A 16,219-nucleotide genomic window follows, 5' to 3' on the forward strand; every position below is an offset into this window, starting at 1 on the left:
ATGGCTTTGATTAAATGATGGAGTGAGCTTCGAAATAAGCGCGCAGCTTCGCTTCGAGTTCATTAATGTCGATGATATTACTGATCACCACCAATTGGCTGGCCGGGACGCTGGCGCTGTCAGCGATATCTTTTGCCATTACGAAAATATCAGCAGCGCCCGGCGTAGCCGAGGAGAGATCGGAATGTTCAACTTCCGCCTCAATCGCCATTTTTTTCAGCACTTTCTTGATATTCATTTCTACCATAAAACTGCTGCCCAACCCCGAGCCACAAATAGCCATAATTTTCATTATTTTCACCTATTAAATTTTGAATATGAGATAACGTCACCAGAGGGTTATCTGATGCGATTGGCTGCCATACCTTGGTATATACTCTAAATAATTCGAGTTGCAGGAAGGCGGCAAGCGCTGGCCTGTAGGGTGAGCCTCTCTGAGGCTCATAATCCCCAGGAGCATAGACCACTATGTGACTGGGGTGAGCAAACGTAGCCAACGCACATGCAACTTGAAGTATGACGAGTATAACGTTAAGAATTAATAATTGGCGATAATATCCTCAATCTGCTGTTGACTCTCGGCGCGGAATATTCTTTCCATGGCTTCATTATCTGAAAATAATTCAGCCAAATGCGAGATAAGCTCTATGTGACTGCTGCTGTCTGGAGCAGAAAGCATCACCACCACAAATACCGGATCGTTATCTTCGGAATAAAAACGCACTCCCTGGTTAATTTTTAACAGCGAAAGACCTAATGCTTTCGCGCCCTCCTCTGGCCTGGCATGTGGCATGGCAATACCGGGTGCCAGAACGAAATATGGCCCCAGCGTCTGGTATTGGCGGAATATTGCCGCCAGATAGTCACGGGTAATAACGCCTCGTTGCAACAGCGGTTGAGCACTCAGTACTACCGCTTCCTGCCAGTCCGCGACTTTTTCACACAGTTGAATATGGTCGGCGTTAAGCCAGTCGTTGAGCACGTTTCCTCCTTAGATCGATGGGTGACGTTCAGTATTACCGGCATGCCTTCCTTGGCGACGATAAAACTTTAATCAACGACCAAGCCATCAACTGTGATAAAAGTCGCAAAGATAGCGCTACCAAAAATCTATCATGCAGAACTGTGATAGCGCTATCAAATATGCCGGGCCTGATAATGGTCGCGCGCAGTTTTTTGATCGCTCCAGCAGGGAACGGGTTAGAATGTAAGCCATCGCGGGATTGCCGAACCTTCTATGATAAGGGTTCGGATCATTAGCTCATTTATGCGCGTCGGCGCATTTCAGTCAGGATTACGAATGTCGATCGGTAAAAAACGACGCAGTACAGGCCGGGTTACGCTGGCCGACGTTGCCCAATTAGCCGGCGTGGGTAGCATGACCGTATCACGAGCGCTACGCACGCCAGAGCAGGTTTCAGACAAGCTGAGAGAAAAAATTGAAGCCGCAGTCAGTGAACTCGGCTATTTGCCCAACCTGGCCGCCAGTTCGCTGGCTTCGGCGTCCTCTTACACCATCGCCATGGTGGTACCCAGCTTTTCAGAATCGGGATGTGCCGACATGTTTGCCGGGTTACAGCGCGTACTGCAACCAGCCGGTTACCAGATCATGCTGGCAGAATCACAACACCATCTGGAACGTGAAGAAAAGCTGCTGGAAACCTTGCTCTCCTACAACCTGGCAGCCGCCGTGTTGCTCAGCGTAGAGCATTCGCCCAATACGCGTCAGGCATTGATGGCAGCCCACATTCCTGTGGTAGAAATTGGTGCCATACGTACCGATCCGATCGATATGAATATCGGTATTGACTATGTCGCGGCAATGTATCAATTGACACAAACGGTCATCGCCAGCGGTTACCAGAACATTGGTCTGCTTTGTGCCAACCAGGAACAGTGGATTTTCCAACAGCATCTGCAGGGCTGGCACAAGGCATTGCTGCGCAATCACATGTCACCACATAGGGTGATCAATGCGGCGCAGCCGGCCAGTTTTAGTACCGGAGCGCAGCAATTGCCAGAATTCCTGCTTGCCTGGCCTGAACTGGATGCTTTGGTCTGTGCGTCAGACGAACTGGCCTGTGGTGCGCTGTATGAATGCCAGCGGCGCAGAATCAAGGTGCCGGAACAGTTGGCGATAGTGGGCTTTGGTAATAGCGACGTTAGCCAAGTCTGCCAGCCGTCGCTAACCACCATGACGGTGCCGCACAAAGAGATCGGCATTCAGGCCGGTAAAGCGCTGCTGGCGCGCCTGAATGATGAAGAATGGCAACCTGAAGGTACGCTCCCTTCAGCACTGTGTCGCCGCGATAGTTGCTGAGCATTAGCTCCGCTTTGCGGCAGGCAATATGAGGTAGTTGAAGCGTTTTATCCCAATGCGCCTTAACACAAGAGCATCGTGGAACCGCCTGATGTATTTCAACATCAGGCGGTAATAACGGCCCTGTGTGTACAATTAGAAGCTGTAAGCTACCCCAACACGGTAACGAGTCTGGCGATGATCGCTCTTGCTATCCTGTTTTACGTTACCGACTTCAACATAAGGCTTCCAGTTTTTATCCCACTTATAAGCCAATTTAACGTTGTGCTCGTAATCTGTTTTACCATCATCGAAAATAATTTGGTTACTGTTTTTGTAAACGTAATTATATTCCGCCTGCCAGTCTTTCAAGAAGGTATAACCTAACCAGAAATCACCACGGTTAGTTTTTTCATCCGCATCAGAACCTTTTGAGGTAGTACGCTTGTACTCATAACGGTATCTGGCGGCAACATAGAGATCTTTGCTCAGATTATATTGTGCGCGCAAGAAAGGCCGGTAACCATTATTATTACTGCTAGATTCCAGCGAGAAACCTGGCTGCAAAGAAAACTCATCTGTCAGGCTTTGCTGATAGCTGGCGACCACTTCAGTACCGTTACTCACCTGCTCGTGGTAAAGTTTATTGGGTGTCGTATCTGAAGGATCTTGGCGCCATTTGGCTTCTAAAGATAAACCAAAACCATTCGCAAAACGATGTGACATCAATAAACGATCTTTATGATCACCTTTAGCGGTATCCATAAGCTCATGACGATAATCAATAGTTACTGCAGCGGCGCTGAGGCTGATTATCGACGTCATCGCCAGAGTTATTAATTTTAATTTCATTTTTCCCATCCGTTAGAATTTAATTATTTAAGAATTTACGCCCTAAAATAAAGGAGATGCCAGAGATATTGAAAAACCCAGTGAGTAAATCATATAAATACTTATTAGAATCCCATCTTGATTAAATCACGTCCCCCTACTGATAATCAGTAAGTAATAATTAGTGATTTTTACTATTCAAGATAGAAGAAGTGATATTTCCCCCATAGTGTATAATTTGGTTTTTATTATGTTACATCATTATTATTTTACTGAATTAGACTCCGCCATATAACATGGCGGAGTGACACCGATAATATTTATCTCATCGCACGTTTCAGGATACGGTCACCTTGGGATTGGAAGTCAGCGGCAGTTTCTTTAACCGTTTTCTTACCGTAGTCAATTGACTGAATCGCATCTTGGAACAACACCACAATCTGTGGATCGTCGAAATAAGGTGAAGCATTAATGGCATGCGGTAAAGACAGTGCCAAGTTCAAACCTGCAACGGCTGGATCGGTATCTTTAATCACGCCACTTTCACGTAATTGAGTGACAGCCGTTTTACTCAATGGTACACCACGCTCCAGTCCCAGCGCTTCAACCCCCTCTTTGCTGTTTAACAGAAAGTTAATTAGCATTGCAGCCTCACGCGGATGTTTGCTGCTCTTGCCAATTGAGAACATTTGGGCTGGTTTAAAGAATAACCCGGCATCCTTGGCCCCTTCCAGCATCGGGTAATTACCCAACTCAAGTTTTGCTGGTGGCTTCAGGTTGTCGGAATATTTCTTAATGGTGGAGTTCCACATATAAGTTCCACCGAACTCACCGGCGATCCAAGGCTTCATTTCATACATATTGCTCTTGCCAAAAGAAGCAAAATATTTAGATGATGGCATAACATGGCTATCTACCATGTCTTTATACATCTGGAAGAATTCAACCCACTGTTCTGGCGTGTAATTAAATTTCTTCTTATCTTCATTTACGATATCAACATTATGCTTCTGTATCATATATGAACGTAACAGGGCGAAGGAGTCCTGGTGTTCAAGCACCACGGGATAATATTTTTCACCCAACACTTCTTGGAATTTCTTACCTGCTGCCATGAGTTCATCCCACGTCTTGGGATACTCTACCCCGGCATTCTTCCAGGTCACATCGTTCAGGTAGAAAACGCGGGCGGTGACTGAGATAGGAATCCCATTCAGCTTGTCATTAACCGTGGTAGTCTTCAGTTCCTTCGGATCAAACTGGGTCAGATCCAGATACTCACTGACCTTATTTAAATCATGAAAACCACTGCCGTCTTTTGAAAAGATAGGCAGCCAGTTCCAGTTGGTCTGCATAACATCCGGCTCGGTCCCGCCTGCAATCTGCGTGGTCAGGCGAGAAAGGTGGCCGTCCCAACCGGTATATTCTGACTTAACCTTAATATCCGGATGTTGCTTCTGGAATTCTTCAATCGCTTTCAGCGTCATCTGATGGCGGCTATTACCGCCCCACCAAGACATACGCAAATCAACCTGTTCAGCAGCAAATGACTGGTGCGCAAACACAGCAATAGATGAAGCAATCAAAACTTGTAATAATCTTTTTTTCATTGTCTACAACTCCTGTTAAAGAGAGATATTTTTTTCTGTTTTCGCATCAAATATATGGCATTTATTCATGTCAAATTTAAAGTAAACAGGACGATGCAGCCCATTTTTAAGGATAGGTTTCACATCATCAGATGGGATACGACAGGTCAATTCAAAATCGTTCACCTTGAGGTAGACAAAGAACTCGTGGCCCATGTTTTCAACGCGCACCAACTCCCCCTGAGAGTGGTTCTCTTCGAAAGGCGACTCTGAAATAGTGATAAATTCAGGACGAACGCCAAAGAATACGTCTTCACCGACATACCCCGCCACTTTCTCCTGCTGGTGCTGATTCAGCGTCAGGGTGTAATTGCCCACGGTCAAACCGACTTTGCCATCCTGTTCTACCAGTTTGCTAGGTTTGATATTCATTTCTGGCGCCCCGATAAACCCTGCCACGAACATGTTTTTCGGGAAGTGGTAAAGGTTATCCGGGGTATCAACCTGCATGATATGACCAAGCTTCATGACGCAGATACGGTCGCCCATGGTCATCGCTTCTGTCTGGTCATGAGTAACATAAACCGTAGTCGCCGGTTTACCGCTCTTTTTCAGCTGCTTGTGCAGATCGGAAATACGGATACGCATCGACGCACGTAACTTGGCATCCAGGTTAGACAACGGCTCATCGAACAGGAAAACATCCGGTTTCTTGACGATGGCACGGCCCACGGCCACACGCTGTGCCTGCCCGCCTGAGAGTTGGCGCGGCAAACGATCCATTAACTCTCCCAGCTCCAGAATTTTAGCAGCTTCCATTACCTGCTCCTCGATCTGCTCCTTGGGCAGCTTGCTCAGCTTCAGGCCAAAAGCCAGGTTCTCTTTTACCGTCATGTGCGGATAGAGCGCATAGTTCTGGAACACCATGGCAATACCACGGGATTTAGGTGCCAGGTTGTTCACCACCCGATCGCCGATGCGTACTTCACCGCCGCTGATAGTTTCCAACCCTGCCAGCATACGCAGCGTGGTGGACTTGGCGCAGCCAGACGGCCCGACGATTACCATGAATTCACCGTCAGCAATGGTTAAATTGATACCATGAACGGCTTTAAAACCGTTGGTGTACACTTTCTGTAAATTATTAAATACGACTTCAGCCATGATAAATCCTCAATTAACCTTTAATACCGCTGCTGGTAACACCCTGCACAAAATAGCGTTGGGCTAGGAAGAACACGATGATAGACGGCAGAATAGAGATACTTGCCATTGCCAGAATTTCATTCCACGGAGCACCTTCAGTGACGTCGATGGACATTTTCAGCGCCAGGGCAATAGGGTATTTATCTACGCTGTAAACATAAATCAGTGGCCCAATAAAGTCGTTCATCGACCACATGAACTGGAACAGGGCAACTGAAATAATCGCCGGTTTCAGAATCGGCACCACCACATACCACAGCACCTGGAAAGAATTACAACCATCAATCTGGGCGGCCTCTTCCATATCACGCGGTACACCACGCAAGAACTGGATCAGCATGAAAACGAAGAAGCCCTGGGTCGCAAATGCCAACGGGAGATACAGCGGTAAATAGCTGTCCAGCATCCCCATTTCACGGAACATAATGTACTGAGGGATCAGTAATACCGTGCTCGGCAGCAACATGGTGGTAATCAGCGTTGCAAACCAGAACTTTTTCCAAGGGATCTCAAAACGGGCAAACCCATAGGCGACAATGGTTGAAGAAATAATGGTTAATATGACTTTAGGAATCACAAACTTAAAGGTATTAAGCATGTAGTGGCCAAAGTTATATTCCGTGCCGGTTTTCCAACCATTAACAAAACCGTCTGAGGTTGGATTATCAGGCCATAGTCCCAATGTCGTAAATATTTCATGATTAGGCTTGAACGACGCAGAGAACATCCACACCAGTGGATAAAGCATCAGTAAACCCACAAACAGCAGGATGATATAACGGATCATCGCACTGATTTTCTCTTTGCGTAACGTCCGCTGTACTTCTTGCTCAGCAACCTTCTGAGCATCGCTTATGATGACGTTGTCTTGATGCATATCAGCCATTTTTGCCTCCCTTATCTGCTGAGTAGAAGACCCAATACTTCGATGATTTAAAGGCAACTGAGGCAAACAAGGCCACGACCAGGAACAATATCCAAGCCAGCGCAGCACCGTAACCCATATCAAAATATTTAAAGGCGGTATCGTAAATATAAAGTGAGAACAGGTAGGTATAGTGAGTTGGGCCGCCCCCCGTAATGACATAAGGTGCGGTAAACTCCTGGAACGCCTGCGTTGTCTGCATGATAAAGTTGAAGAAAATAACCGGCGTAATCAGCGGCACGGTGACTTTCATAAACATCTGCCATTTCGACGCGCCATCGATCATCGCGGCTTCATACTGTGACTGTGGCACGTTCTGCAATGCGGCCAGGAAAATCACCATGGCAGAGCCAAATTGCCACACGCGCAACAGCGTCACCGACATCAGCGCCAATGAAGGTTCACCCAACCAGTTGATAGGGTCTGCGCCAAATACGCCGATAAAGCTATTTAACAGGCCATCAATGGCGAACAGCGCACGCCACAATACGGCGATCGCAACGCTACTGCCAAGAATTGAAGGAATGTAATAAGCGGTGCGGAAAAAACCAATACCGCGCAGTTTAAAATTAAGAACGAAAGCAATCCCCAGCGCAAATGCCAACTTTAAGGGGATGGTTAAAAACACATAGGCAAAGGTGACACCCATGGATTTCCAAAAGAGGTGGTCTTCCATAAGCATATAACGGTAGTTTTCAACTCCGTTAAACACTGGCGGGTTCATCAGGTCATATTCTGTAAAACTTAACAAGAATGATGACACGAAGGGAAACGCCGTAAATATTATCAGCCCTATAATGTAAGGCGATATATAGGCTAACCCCAGCATTCTGTTTTCATTCATGGTTATTACCCATAGAGATTGAAAAATTAAATAAAGAAAAGTTTAATTAATGTTATAAAGAGACCCGACAGTCATCAGATACAACTCAAGGTACTGTGTTTTAACCTCCACTCTGATCCCCACATGCCGCGCTGAAGCAGTGAAAAAATATCACTCTGCGTTTGTAACTGCTTGTCAGTAAAGACAATGACAGGCAGCCGCAGTACATACCCTAAAAAAATAGATAATGATTCTTTTATATAAAACATTGAGAAATTTGCATCATGCGTTCCCTGAGCATGATGTTGACACCACCGATGGATAAAATGGCCAGACAAAACGAATCCATTCCACAAAGATGAGCCGTGAGTTAGCCCGCTCTTTTTGGCCTGCCTAAGCTGCCGGCAAAACGCTGATGGCCGACCCATCACGACGTTGTCGCTCACTTTAGTGCAGCAGATTAAATCCATTTGAGGTCTCCAGACGCCAGCCAACAAACTGAAACACTATTTCAAATTATTATATCTAAATTTTTCTCAGCGTCATTGGGCGGATGGCAAAAGTGTGACCAAAGTAGGAACGTTGTTTTATTTTTTTTGACCGGCTAGTGCCACGATTAAAAACACCATAAAACAAAACAATTAACCAATTGATAATTATACATAAATTAATGATTGCCAATTGTGGCATTAACGATCTTGATTTGTGGAAAATAGGTTAGCCAATTGTGTTATGAACAAAGCGGTAGCACGTAGTTTGATAAGGGGAAGCAAGCAAGGTTAAGAAAGGGTTTGATGGGAGAGATCAGGCTGTGCTCTACACCACTACGCAGTAGCACAACCTGTGGCGAGAGTCAGAGATGCTCTTCACCTGTTTCTACTGTGCTCTCACGCTGCAGAGGTTTACCGTAATCCTGCTCGTTATTACGCGTCAACCACAGCGACAGCGCCTTCAGTGAATCCGGGGTAAACTCATCGCAACGGGCGGTGATCTCTTCCGGCATCATCCAGCTTACCTCAGCAACTTCCTCTTCCTGCAAGGCAAAAGGACCGTGTGACACGCAGCTGAAGAGTGCCCCCCAAATGCGGCATTGATCCTCTTCAAAATAAAACATGCCATGCTCGGCAAAAGGGACACCGGCGATCCCCAACTCCTCCTCCGCTTCGCGGCGGGCGGAGTCCAGCACATTTTCACCGCTTTGTACTACCCCACCGGCACAGGCATCCAAGCAGCCCGGGTAGAAATCTTTATTCTCGGTGCGACGCTGTACCAAAATCCGCCCCATGCCATCATGCACCACAATATAGGTAGCACGATGACGCAGCCGCTGAGCACGCATCTGTTGACGACTGGATTGAGCAATCACTTCGTTTTGCTCGTTGACGATATCCACCCATTCGGTATCTGCAGCCTGACCCTGTTCCGCCATCCTCTAAAACCTTCTATTTGGGCGCGATAAATGCCGCGCACGGGTTAGTTAATCAGCGCACTTTTATGATTTTTTCTACGCGTACGCCCTTCATTTCTCAAGCTGCGAACTGCACCCACAACCTGGTAGATATATAAACTAGTGTGTTAATGCCAGCTCTGCAACAGCCTGGCCGCTGTGCAAATCGACCACGCGTAAAATATCCTGAGCCAGTATGCCATAACTGGCAGGAAAGCCCCCCTTAGGGATGCTGACCGACCCAGGATTAAAACAATAAATCCCCCCCTGCCGTTCTGCCTGCGGTAAGTGCGTATGGCCATAAACCAGCACATCACCGTGGGATAAAGGCGGCAACAGAGCGGGATGATAAAGATGACCATGGGTCAAAAACAGTCGCCGGGTTGGCAATAGCACCTGCTGAAAGGGGGCTGTGATAGGAAATGAGAGCAACATCTGGTCGACTTCACTATCACAATTGCCACGAACAGCAACGATCTTGTCGCGATAGAGATTTAGCTGCTCAGCGACCTGCGCAGGTTGATAGGCATCTGGCAGCGCATTGCGCGGCCCATGATTAAGCAAATCCCCCAACAGGATCAGCCAATCGGCACGACTTTGCGTAAACAGCTCAAGAATTTTTTCTGTAGCGGAGAGCGAACCATGCAGGTCCGAGGCGAACATCAGCTTCATAAGCTTCCCTAGGTACGGAATATGAAACCCATTCTAACGCAGTCACGGTCACTGATGAAGCAGGTGGCCGGCCAGCGGCCACCTGAAGAATAATCAAGCGCGGTTGATAATATCTTTTACGAATGCCACGATTTCGGCTTTCTTGCCATGTGCAAACAGGCATTCCTGGAAACGGGCACCGCTGACTGCGGTTTTCACCAGTTCCGGGTCAATAGCACGCAGCGTATCAAGATAGTTATCTTTGCTCACCGCACGCTTAACCTGGTTCAGAATACCGGCGTTGCGTACCTGAGGTTCCTTACGATCGACCGGATAACCTTCACCTCTACGGCCGGTAAAGGCTTTCTCAAAGATGTAACGGATGTTCAGTTCCGCACCCCAGCCGAAACCTTTGGCGAACGGCAGAGCAAGTGCGTTACCGTTGTTGACTTGGGCGAACAGGAAGGCGTCCGCAGGCTCAATGCAGTAACCGCAAACCACGCCTGGGTGAGCATTCAGTGACATCATTGCGCCCTGGCCGGTGCCGCAGCCGGTGATCACAAAATCGACCGCTTCTGAATTCAGCAGGATGCTGGCCATGATCCCCAGATGGATATAGGTCAGATGGTGATCTTTCTCATCACTCATACCGACGTTGAACACCGCATCATGATTGTCAGCCGCTACGGCCTGCAGTTGTTCGAGAACCAGCGCATTTTTACCCGCCTGGCTGTTTTCCATCATCAGTGCAATATTCATCATTTCCTCTCTGCAAATAAAATCAATGCGTTATCTTTCAGACTTAGCGTGCTAACCAACCGCCGTCTACCGCCAGGGTAAAGCCGTTAACATAATCTGAAGCCGGTGAAGCCAGGAATACCGCCGGCCCCATCAGATCTTCTGGCAGGCCCCAACGTCCGGCAGGAATACGCTCAAGGATAGCTTCGCTGCGGGCCTGATCGTCACGCAACTGGCGAGTGTTATTGGTTGCCATATAGCCCGGAGCCAGGGCGTTAACATTGATACCATGGCTGGCCCATTCGTTGGCCAACAGACGGGTCACGCCCATAACCGCGCTCTTTGACGCAGTGTAGGAAGGCACACGGATCCCCCCCTGATAAGACAGCATCGATGCGATGTTGATGATCTTGCCGCCCTTACCCTGAGCAATGAATTGACGCGCCACGGCCTGAGACATGAAGAAGACGGTTTTAATGTTCAGGTTCATCACATCATCCCAATCTTTTTCGCTGAACTCCAGCGCGTCCTGACGGCGGATGATACCTGCGTTGTTCACCAGAATATCGATATGGCCAAACTCTGCCACGGCACGTTCAATCAGGGAAGGCAGCACGTCCAGGTTGCTCAGGTCGGCTTTCAGGCTCAGAAAACGGCGGCCCAGTTCTGCAACTTTCGCGATGGTCTCTGTTGGCTCAACCACGTTGATACCGACGATATCACAGCCCGCCTGCGCCAGACCGAGAGCCATACCCTGCCCCAGACCAGTGTCACAACCGGTTACGACAGCCACTTTACCCTGCAACGAAAAATTATCGAGAATCATGCTCTTTTCCTTAGTACTCAGGGCATCATCGGCCCTTATCAAAAAGTGGGGATAGCGTTGCAATCCCATCAGTATCTGCAGCTTGCTGCCGCACAGAGAAGGCGCTGTTGCCGCTCCCTGTCATCATGATGTGGCAAGTCTAACGCTTATCCCGATCGCAATCAATAAAGTTGAAACATTGTTTTGATTTTTGTGAAAGGTATTTTTCATTTATTTGATGGCGATCGATATCATAGTCGAAATTGTGGCTCCTGCTTGCTCAGTGCAGCCATAAATTGCGGATGTGACTTACCTGCTGTAAATCAATCGGGCTCAAAAGAGCCCGATCCAACGCTATTTGTCCTCAGCCAAGATAAATCGGCAATCCGCCCGGCGGCGACATCTTCATATTCCCCTGGTTTCGTACATAGGGAAATATTGCCGCTGAACCAGGAGCAGATCAGGCCTGTGAGACAGGTTCAAGCACGATAGCTTTTACCTCAGGGACAATATTCATTTTCTGGCAGATCTGGCTGTTACCCCAGCATTGCTCATAAGGCAGGCCCACCAGTTTTTCGATCACCACACGAACTTCAGGTTGAATATCACCCAGCTTTCCACCGGCTTTGATACGTGCGACTTCATCCAAAACAACGCGGTGGGTTTGGCGATTGAGGGTCATCTGCCCACTGAAGACGATGGCCACCAGCGCCAGCATGATCACCCCGGCAAAGAACACCCAGGAGATGGCCGTGATGGCGGTTTCTGGCTGAGTATGGGATTTCGACTGGAACCCGTAATAGCTGAGGATAGCCCCCATGGTAAATACGATGATTGAGCGGACAATTTTGCCAGAGAAGGTCATAGCTCCCGCGTAGATCCCTTCGCGGCGGCGGCCGGTAAACACTTCATCCACATCGGCCAGGAAGGTATATACCGTCCAGGGAATGTAATACACCCCGCCAGTCCCCAGGCCAAAGATCACGGTCACCCCAATGATCGCGGCCGTCGCATAATGTGCTGGCAGGTTAAAGAAACGCAGCAAGGAGTAACAGCAAACGGCAAAAATGACGATCCCCAACGCCCAGCTGTATGGCTTGCTGAAGCCTTTTCTCACGCAGAGGCCGATAAACAGCGCCGTGGAAAGCAACTGTAGAATGGCATTCAGGCTGTTTAGCCCGGCAAGAATCGCCGGATCGTACTGCAGCACAAAGATCACGAAATAGGTAAAGACAGAGGCAAACAGCCACTCGGCACCAAAGCCAAACAGATACATGCCCAAATGCTTGCGGAACACCCGCAGATAGAATGTCGATTGCATATCTCTGGCCAGAGAGATCAGCGTATTCAGCAGCGACTGCTTCTGCTTCACGGCCGCTCCCCCGTCATCTTTCCGCTCCCAAGAGAACAGATAAAGCATGCCGATAGCAATAAACAGAATCACGCCGTAGGTGATACCGGTATACAGGAAGGGTTGCGCCGATTCTTTACCGTAAATGAGGATGAACTGACCAGGAATAAAGGCAGCCAGGAAATTGGCCATCTTGCCGAAAATCGCTTTATAGCCGGTAAGCTTAGAGCGCACCGCGAAATCCTCAGTCATTTCGGTCGCCAATGTTTCATAAGGCACCATCACCGAGGTGTAAATCAGTTCGAAAATCACATAGGTGGCAAGGTAGTACCAGAAGCCGAAACCTTCTACCCACAGCAAAGGGTAAAAAATCATCAGTGGCGCACCAATCAAGACAAAGAAACGCCGCCGACCAAAACGTTTACCCAACCAGGTATTACCAAAGTTATCGGTCAGGTACCCCATCACCGGGTTACTGATGGCATCAATCACGCTGGCGACAGAAAAGATAAATGAGGCTTCCAACAGCGTCAGCCCACAAAACGTGGTGTAAAAATACAGTAACCAAGCTCCGCTGATTGCCAGGGCTCCGCTGCCCAACAGGTTGCCGCCACCATAGGCCAACTGGTGCCCCAATGTGACCGCCCGCCCCTCTCCCAAGGGCTGAATACTCTTTGTTCTCATCTACCGCTCTCATTTCGTTATTAAAATGAACTATTATTTCATTTTTTTAGGAATGATGTTTTATACTTGCCGGGGCGCTATATTGATGTGAAGAAAATCACAGAAAAAAGTAAGGATAATCAATTGCGGTGTTTTTAAGCGTGAGCAGCATCCGGCTACGTCTCCTTTCCTGGGATAATACTGGTTTTCCTGGCCCTAACCTCGCTTGCAGCAAAGGGCGACACAGCATGCACCAGTTATGCCCCCACTAACCATGATGCAAACGGGCATCTTGAGTAAAACCGGATGAGCGAAGCAATTTATGCGATATCGGTCGCATAAATCACCCGTATAGGTTGGCCTGCCGCACCACTTTGATATCATTTTTCTAATTTAATGAAACAACGTTTTAGTAATTAAGGAACTGTTCAGTCTCGGCGGTTCATCAATCAATTTAAGGGAGGCCATCGTGGCTAAAGGTTCAATCCTCGAATTCAATTTCCATCGTTCAACCGATGCAAGTACCGGCGCGCAAATCACTCGCTTAACGCCGCCAGACGTACTGTGCCACCGGAACTATTTCTATCAGAAATGCTTCACCAATGACGGGCGCAACCTGTTGTTCGCTGGGGAATTTGATGGCCACCGTAACTACTATCTGCTGGATCTGGAAAAACAGCAGGCGGTTCAGTTAACCGAAGGCGCTGGCGACAATACGTTCGGCGGTTTCTTATCGCCAGACGATCGCTTCCTCTACTACGTGAAAAATGAGCGCGAACTGCGCCGGGTTGAACTCAGCAACTGCCATGAACAAACCGTTTATCAGGTGCCGGAAGAGTGGGTAGGTTATGGTACCTGGGTCGCCAACAGCGAATGTACCAGCCTGGTGGGCATCGAAATCGATCGTAACGACTGGCAACCGCTGACCGATTGGAAAATTTTCCACGCCTTCTTCACCAAAAACCCTCGCTGCCGTCTGCTGCGTGTCGATCTCAACAGCGGCGACTCACGGGTGATCTATCAGGACAATATCTGGCTGGGCCACCCGATTTATCGCCCTTACCACGATAACTGCGTGGCTTTCTGCCACGAAGGGCCACACGATCTGGTCGATGCCCGTATGTGGATGATTAATGAAGACGGCAGCAATATGCGTAAGGTGAAAACCCACGCCGAAGGTGAGAGCTGCACTCATGAATTCTGGGTACCAGACGGCTCCGCGCTGATGTACGTTTCATATATGAAAGGCCAGCAGGATCGCAACATCTGCCGTTTCGATCCCGAAAGCGGTGTGAATGAAGTGGTGATGAGCATGCCTGCCTGCTCTCATCTGATGAGCAACCACGACGGCAGCCTGCTGGTGGGCGATGGTTCTGCATCCCCGGTCGATATCAAGGATTCGGCGGGCTATACCATCGAGAACGATCCTTGGCTCTATGTGTTCGATGCCAAAGGCAAGCGCCAGGCCCGTTTGGCCGCACACAACAGCTCATGGCGCGTACTGAAGGGCGATCGTCAGGTAACGCACCCTCACCCTTCATTCACCCCAGACAATCGCCAAGTGCTGTTCACTTCCGATTTTGAAGGTGAACCTGCGCTCTATCTGGCAAGATTGCCTGAAAATCTGTTTGCTTAATTACGGTTTATTACTGAGGAAAAGTCATGTTCATCTACAAACAAGAATGCGCGCTTGAGGATTTGGGTAACGGCATCACGCGGCGTATTCTCGCTCACGGCGGAACCATGATGGCAGTGGAAGTCAACTTCAGCAAAGACGCCGTCGGCACGCTGCACAGCCATCCGCACGAGCAGCTTACCTATGTACTTTCAGGCCGCTTCAGTTTCACCATTGATGGTGTCACTAAAGAGGTGAGTGCAGGAGATACCCTGTACAAAAAGCCTAACGTCGTTCACGGCTGCGTCTGCCTGGAGGCCGGAACCCTGCTGGATACCTTTACTCCGCAACGCGCAGACTTCCTGAGCTAAGCCTTTCCCCGAGATCCCCGGCGCGCAAGCACCGGGGATTGCGACAATCTTACAGCCCGCCTCATCCGCCTTGCCGTTATCGCCATCGTCTGTTCTGCGTAACCGCTACGTTGATCGTCCCTATTTGCTGAAATCTGATATACCTTTGTCTGTGGTACAGATTACAGTAACGTATGTGTAATGATTTACAGATCATCTTACCGTAGGAGAAATTATGATTGACCTGTATTACGCGCCTACTCCCAATGGTCACAAAATTACTCTGTTCCTGGAGGAAGTGGGCTTACCCTACCGTATCCATCGCGTAAATATCAGCGCTGGCGATCAGTTCAAACCGGCGTTTCTGGCGATCTCTCCCAACAATAAAATCCCGGCCATTGTCGATCAGCAACCGCTTGATGGCGGTGCCCCCATCAGCCTGTTTGAATCAGGTGAAATCCTGCTCTATCTGGCGGAGAAAACCGGCAAACTACTGAGCAAAGGGCTGCGTGAACGCGCAACCACGCTGCAGTGGTTATTCTGGCAGGTCGCTGGATTTGGCCCAATGCTCGGCCAGAATCACCACTTCAACCACTATGCGCCACAGCCGGTGCCCTACGCTATCGAGCGTTATCAGGTGGAGACCAAGCGCCTGTATGGCGTGCTGGAAGCCGAACTGCAAAAGCACCCGTATCTGGGAGGGGATAATTACAGCATTGCCGATATCGCCACTTATCCGTGGGTCGTTTCTCACCCTCGGCAGCGTATCGATCTGGCTGATTATCCGGCGGTACGCAATTGGTTTGAACGTATCAGTAACCGCCCGGCAACCCAGCGTGCCTACAAGCTGGCCGAGCAGGCGTAAGCCATTGACTGTGAGCCACCGCCCCTGTGGCTCTCTTTAACCGCTTGGCTGCGTTATCATT

At 48.8% G+C, this 16,219-nt stretch carries 17 protein-coding genes; 4 read left to right on the plus strand and 13 right to left on the minus strand.

Features of this window, described 5'->3' with window-relative positions:
• Window positions 1–10 precede the first annotated feature (10 nt).
• Both BMI79_RS07960 and BMI79_RS07965 read right to left on the minus strand, forming a co-directional pair.
• Window positions 11–292: a PTS sugar transporter subunit IIB gene (locus BMI79_RS07960; protein WP_076941594.1), complete on the minus strand. Its 282-nt coding sequence runs from the start codon at window positions 290–292 to the stop codon at window positions 11–13.
• 246 nt (window positions 293–538) lie between these two features.
• Entirely contained in the window at window positions 539–982 is a 444-nt protein-coding gene (locus BMI79_RS07965; protein ID WP_076941595.1) for a PTS sugar transporter subunit IIA, read from the minus strand.
• 318 nt (window positions 983–1,300) lie between these two features.
• Here BMI79_RS07965 and BMI79_RS07970 point away from each other — a divergent pair, with 318 nt between their 5' ends.
• A complete protein-coding gene (locus BMI79_RS07970; protein WP_076941596.1) occupies window positions 1,301–2,320 on the plus strand; it encodes a LacI family DNA-binding transcriptional regulator in 1,020 nt (339 codons plus the stop codon).
• A gap of 135 nt (window positions 2,321–2,455) precedes the next feature.
• Here the strand turns inward: BMI79_RS07970 and BMI79_RS07975 are convergent, their stop codons facing one another.
• The 11 genes from BMI79_RS07975 to BMI79_RS08020 all read right to left on the minus strand — a co-directional run bounded on the left by BMI79_RS07975 (window position 2,456) and on the right by BMI79_RS08020 (window position 13,349).
• The gene (locus BMI79_RS07975; RefSeq protein WP_076941597.1) at window positions 2,456–3,151 is read right to left on the minus strand and encodes an oligogalacturonate-specific porin KdgM family protein; all 696 of its coding nucleotides are present in this window, start codon (window positions 3,149–3,151) and stop codon (window positions 2,456–2,458) included.
• A 299-nt stretch (window positions 3,152–3,450) separates the two neighbouring features.
• Window positions 3,451–4,740 (minus strand): ABC transporter substrate-binding protein, encoded by a 1,290-nt coding sequence (locus BMI79_RS07980; RefSeq protein ID WP_076941598.1) that lies wholly within the window; start codon window positions 4,738–4,740, stop codon window positions 3,451–3,453.
• 15 nt (window positions 4,741–4,755) lie between these two features.
• Window positions 4,756–5,883 (minus strand): ABC transporter ATP-binding protein, encoded by a 1,128-nt coding sequence (locus BMI79_RS07985; protein ID WP_076941599.1) that lies wholly within the window; start codon window positions 5,881–5,883, stop codon window positions 4,756–4,758.
• A gap of 13 nt (window positions 5,884–5,896) precedes the next feature.
• Complete coding sequence (locus BMI79_RS07990; RefSeq protein WP_076941600.1) at window positions 5,897–6,811, minus strand: carbohydrate ABC transporter permease; 915 nt, start codon at window positions 6,809–6,811, stop codon at window positions 5,897–5,899.
• Window positions 6,804–7,694 carry a carbohydrate ABC transporter permease gene (locus tag BMI79_RS07995; protein ID WP_076941601.1) on the minus strand — a complete coding sequence of 297 codons (891 nt, stop codon included), beginning with the start codon at window positions 7,692–7,694 and terminating at the stop codon, window positions 6,804–6,806. Before BMI79_RS07995 ends, BMI79_RS07990 begins: the two co-directional genes overlap by 8 nt.
• Window positions 7,695–7,768: 74 nt before the next feature.
• Window positions 7,769–8,143, minus strand: a complete 375-nt coding sequence (locus BMI79_RS23505) for a hypothetical protein (protein WP_125828751.1) — start codon at window positions 8,141–8,143, stop codon at window positions 7,769–7,771.
• A 383-nt stretch (window positions 8,144–8,526) separates the two neighbouring features.
• On the minus strand, window positions 8,527–9,102 hold the full coding sequence (gene yfcD / locus BMI79_RS08000; protein WP_076941602.1) for an NUDIX hydrolase YfcD: 576 nt from the start codon (window positions 9,100–9,102) through the stop codon (window positions 8,527–8,529).
• 138 nt (window positions 9,103–9,240) lie between these two features.
• Complete coding sequence (gene yfcE, locus BMI79_RS08005) at window positions 9,241–9,792, minus strand: phosphodiesterase (protein WP_076941603.1); 552 nt, start codon at window positions 9,790–9,792, stop codon at window positions 9,241–9,243.
• A 93-nt stretch (window positions 9,793–9,885) separates the two neighbouring features.
• Window positions 9,886–10,530 carry an RpiB/LacA/LacB family sugar-phosphate isomerase gene (locus BMI79_RS08010; RefSeq protein WP_076941604.1) on the minus strand — a complete coding sequence of 215 codons (645 nt, stop codon included), beginning with the start codon at window positions 10,528–10,530 and terminating at the stop codon, window positions 9,886–9,888.
• 43 nt (window positions 10,531–10,573) lie between these two features.
• Window positions 10,574–11,335 (minus strand): 2-dehydro-3-deoxy-D-gluconate 5-dehydrogenase KduD, encoded by a 762-nt coding sequence (gene kduD / locus BMI79_RS08015; protein ID WP_076941605.1) that lies wholly within the window; start codon window positions 11,333–11,335, stop codon window positions 10,574–10,576.
• Window positions 11,336–11,774: 439 nt separating this feature from the next.
• The gene (locus BMI79_RS08020; RefSeq protein WP_076941606.1) at window positions 11,775–13,349 is read right to left on the minus strand and encodes an MFS transporter; all 1,575 of its coding nucleotides are present in this window, start codon (window positions 13,347–13,349) and stop codon (window positions 11,775–11,777) included.
• Window positions 13,350–13,797: 448 nt separating this feature from the next.
• On the opposite strand from BMI79_RS08020, the gene BMI79_RS08025 reads away from it, so the two are divergent.
• The 3 genes from BMI79_RS08025 (at window position 13,798) to yfcG (ending at window position 16,158) form a co-directional block, all read left to right on the plus strand.
• Window positions 13,798–14,964, plus strand: a complete 1,167-nt coding sequence (locus BMI79_RS08025; protein WP_076941607.1) for an oligogalacturonate lyase family protein — start codon at window positions 13,798–13,800, stop codon at window positions 14,962–14,964.
• A gap of 26 nt (window positions 14,965–14,990) precedes the next feature.
• Window positions 14,991–15,314, plus strand: a complete 324-nt coding sequence (locus BMI79_RS08030; RefSeq protein WP_076941608.1) for a cupin domain-containing protein — start codon at window positions 14,991–14,993, stop codon at window positions 15,312–15,314.
• A gap of 214 nt (window positions 15,315–15,528) precedes the next feature.
• On the plus strand, window positions 15,529–16,158 hold the full coding sequence (gene yfcG, locus BMI79_RS08035) for a GSH-dependent disulfide bond oxidoreductase (RefSeq protein ID WP_076941609.1): 630 nt from the start codon (window positions 15,529–15,531) through the stop codon (window positions 16,156–16,158).
• Window positions 16,159–16,219 lie beyond the last annotated feature (61 nt).

This window comes from Serratia oryzae, assembly GCF_001976145.1.
GTDB classification, from domain to species: domain Bacteria; phylum Pseudomonadota; class Gammaproteobacteria; order Enterobacterales; family Enterobacteriaceae; genus Chania; species Chania oryzae.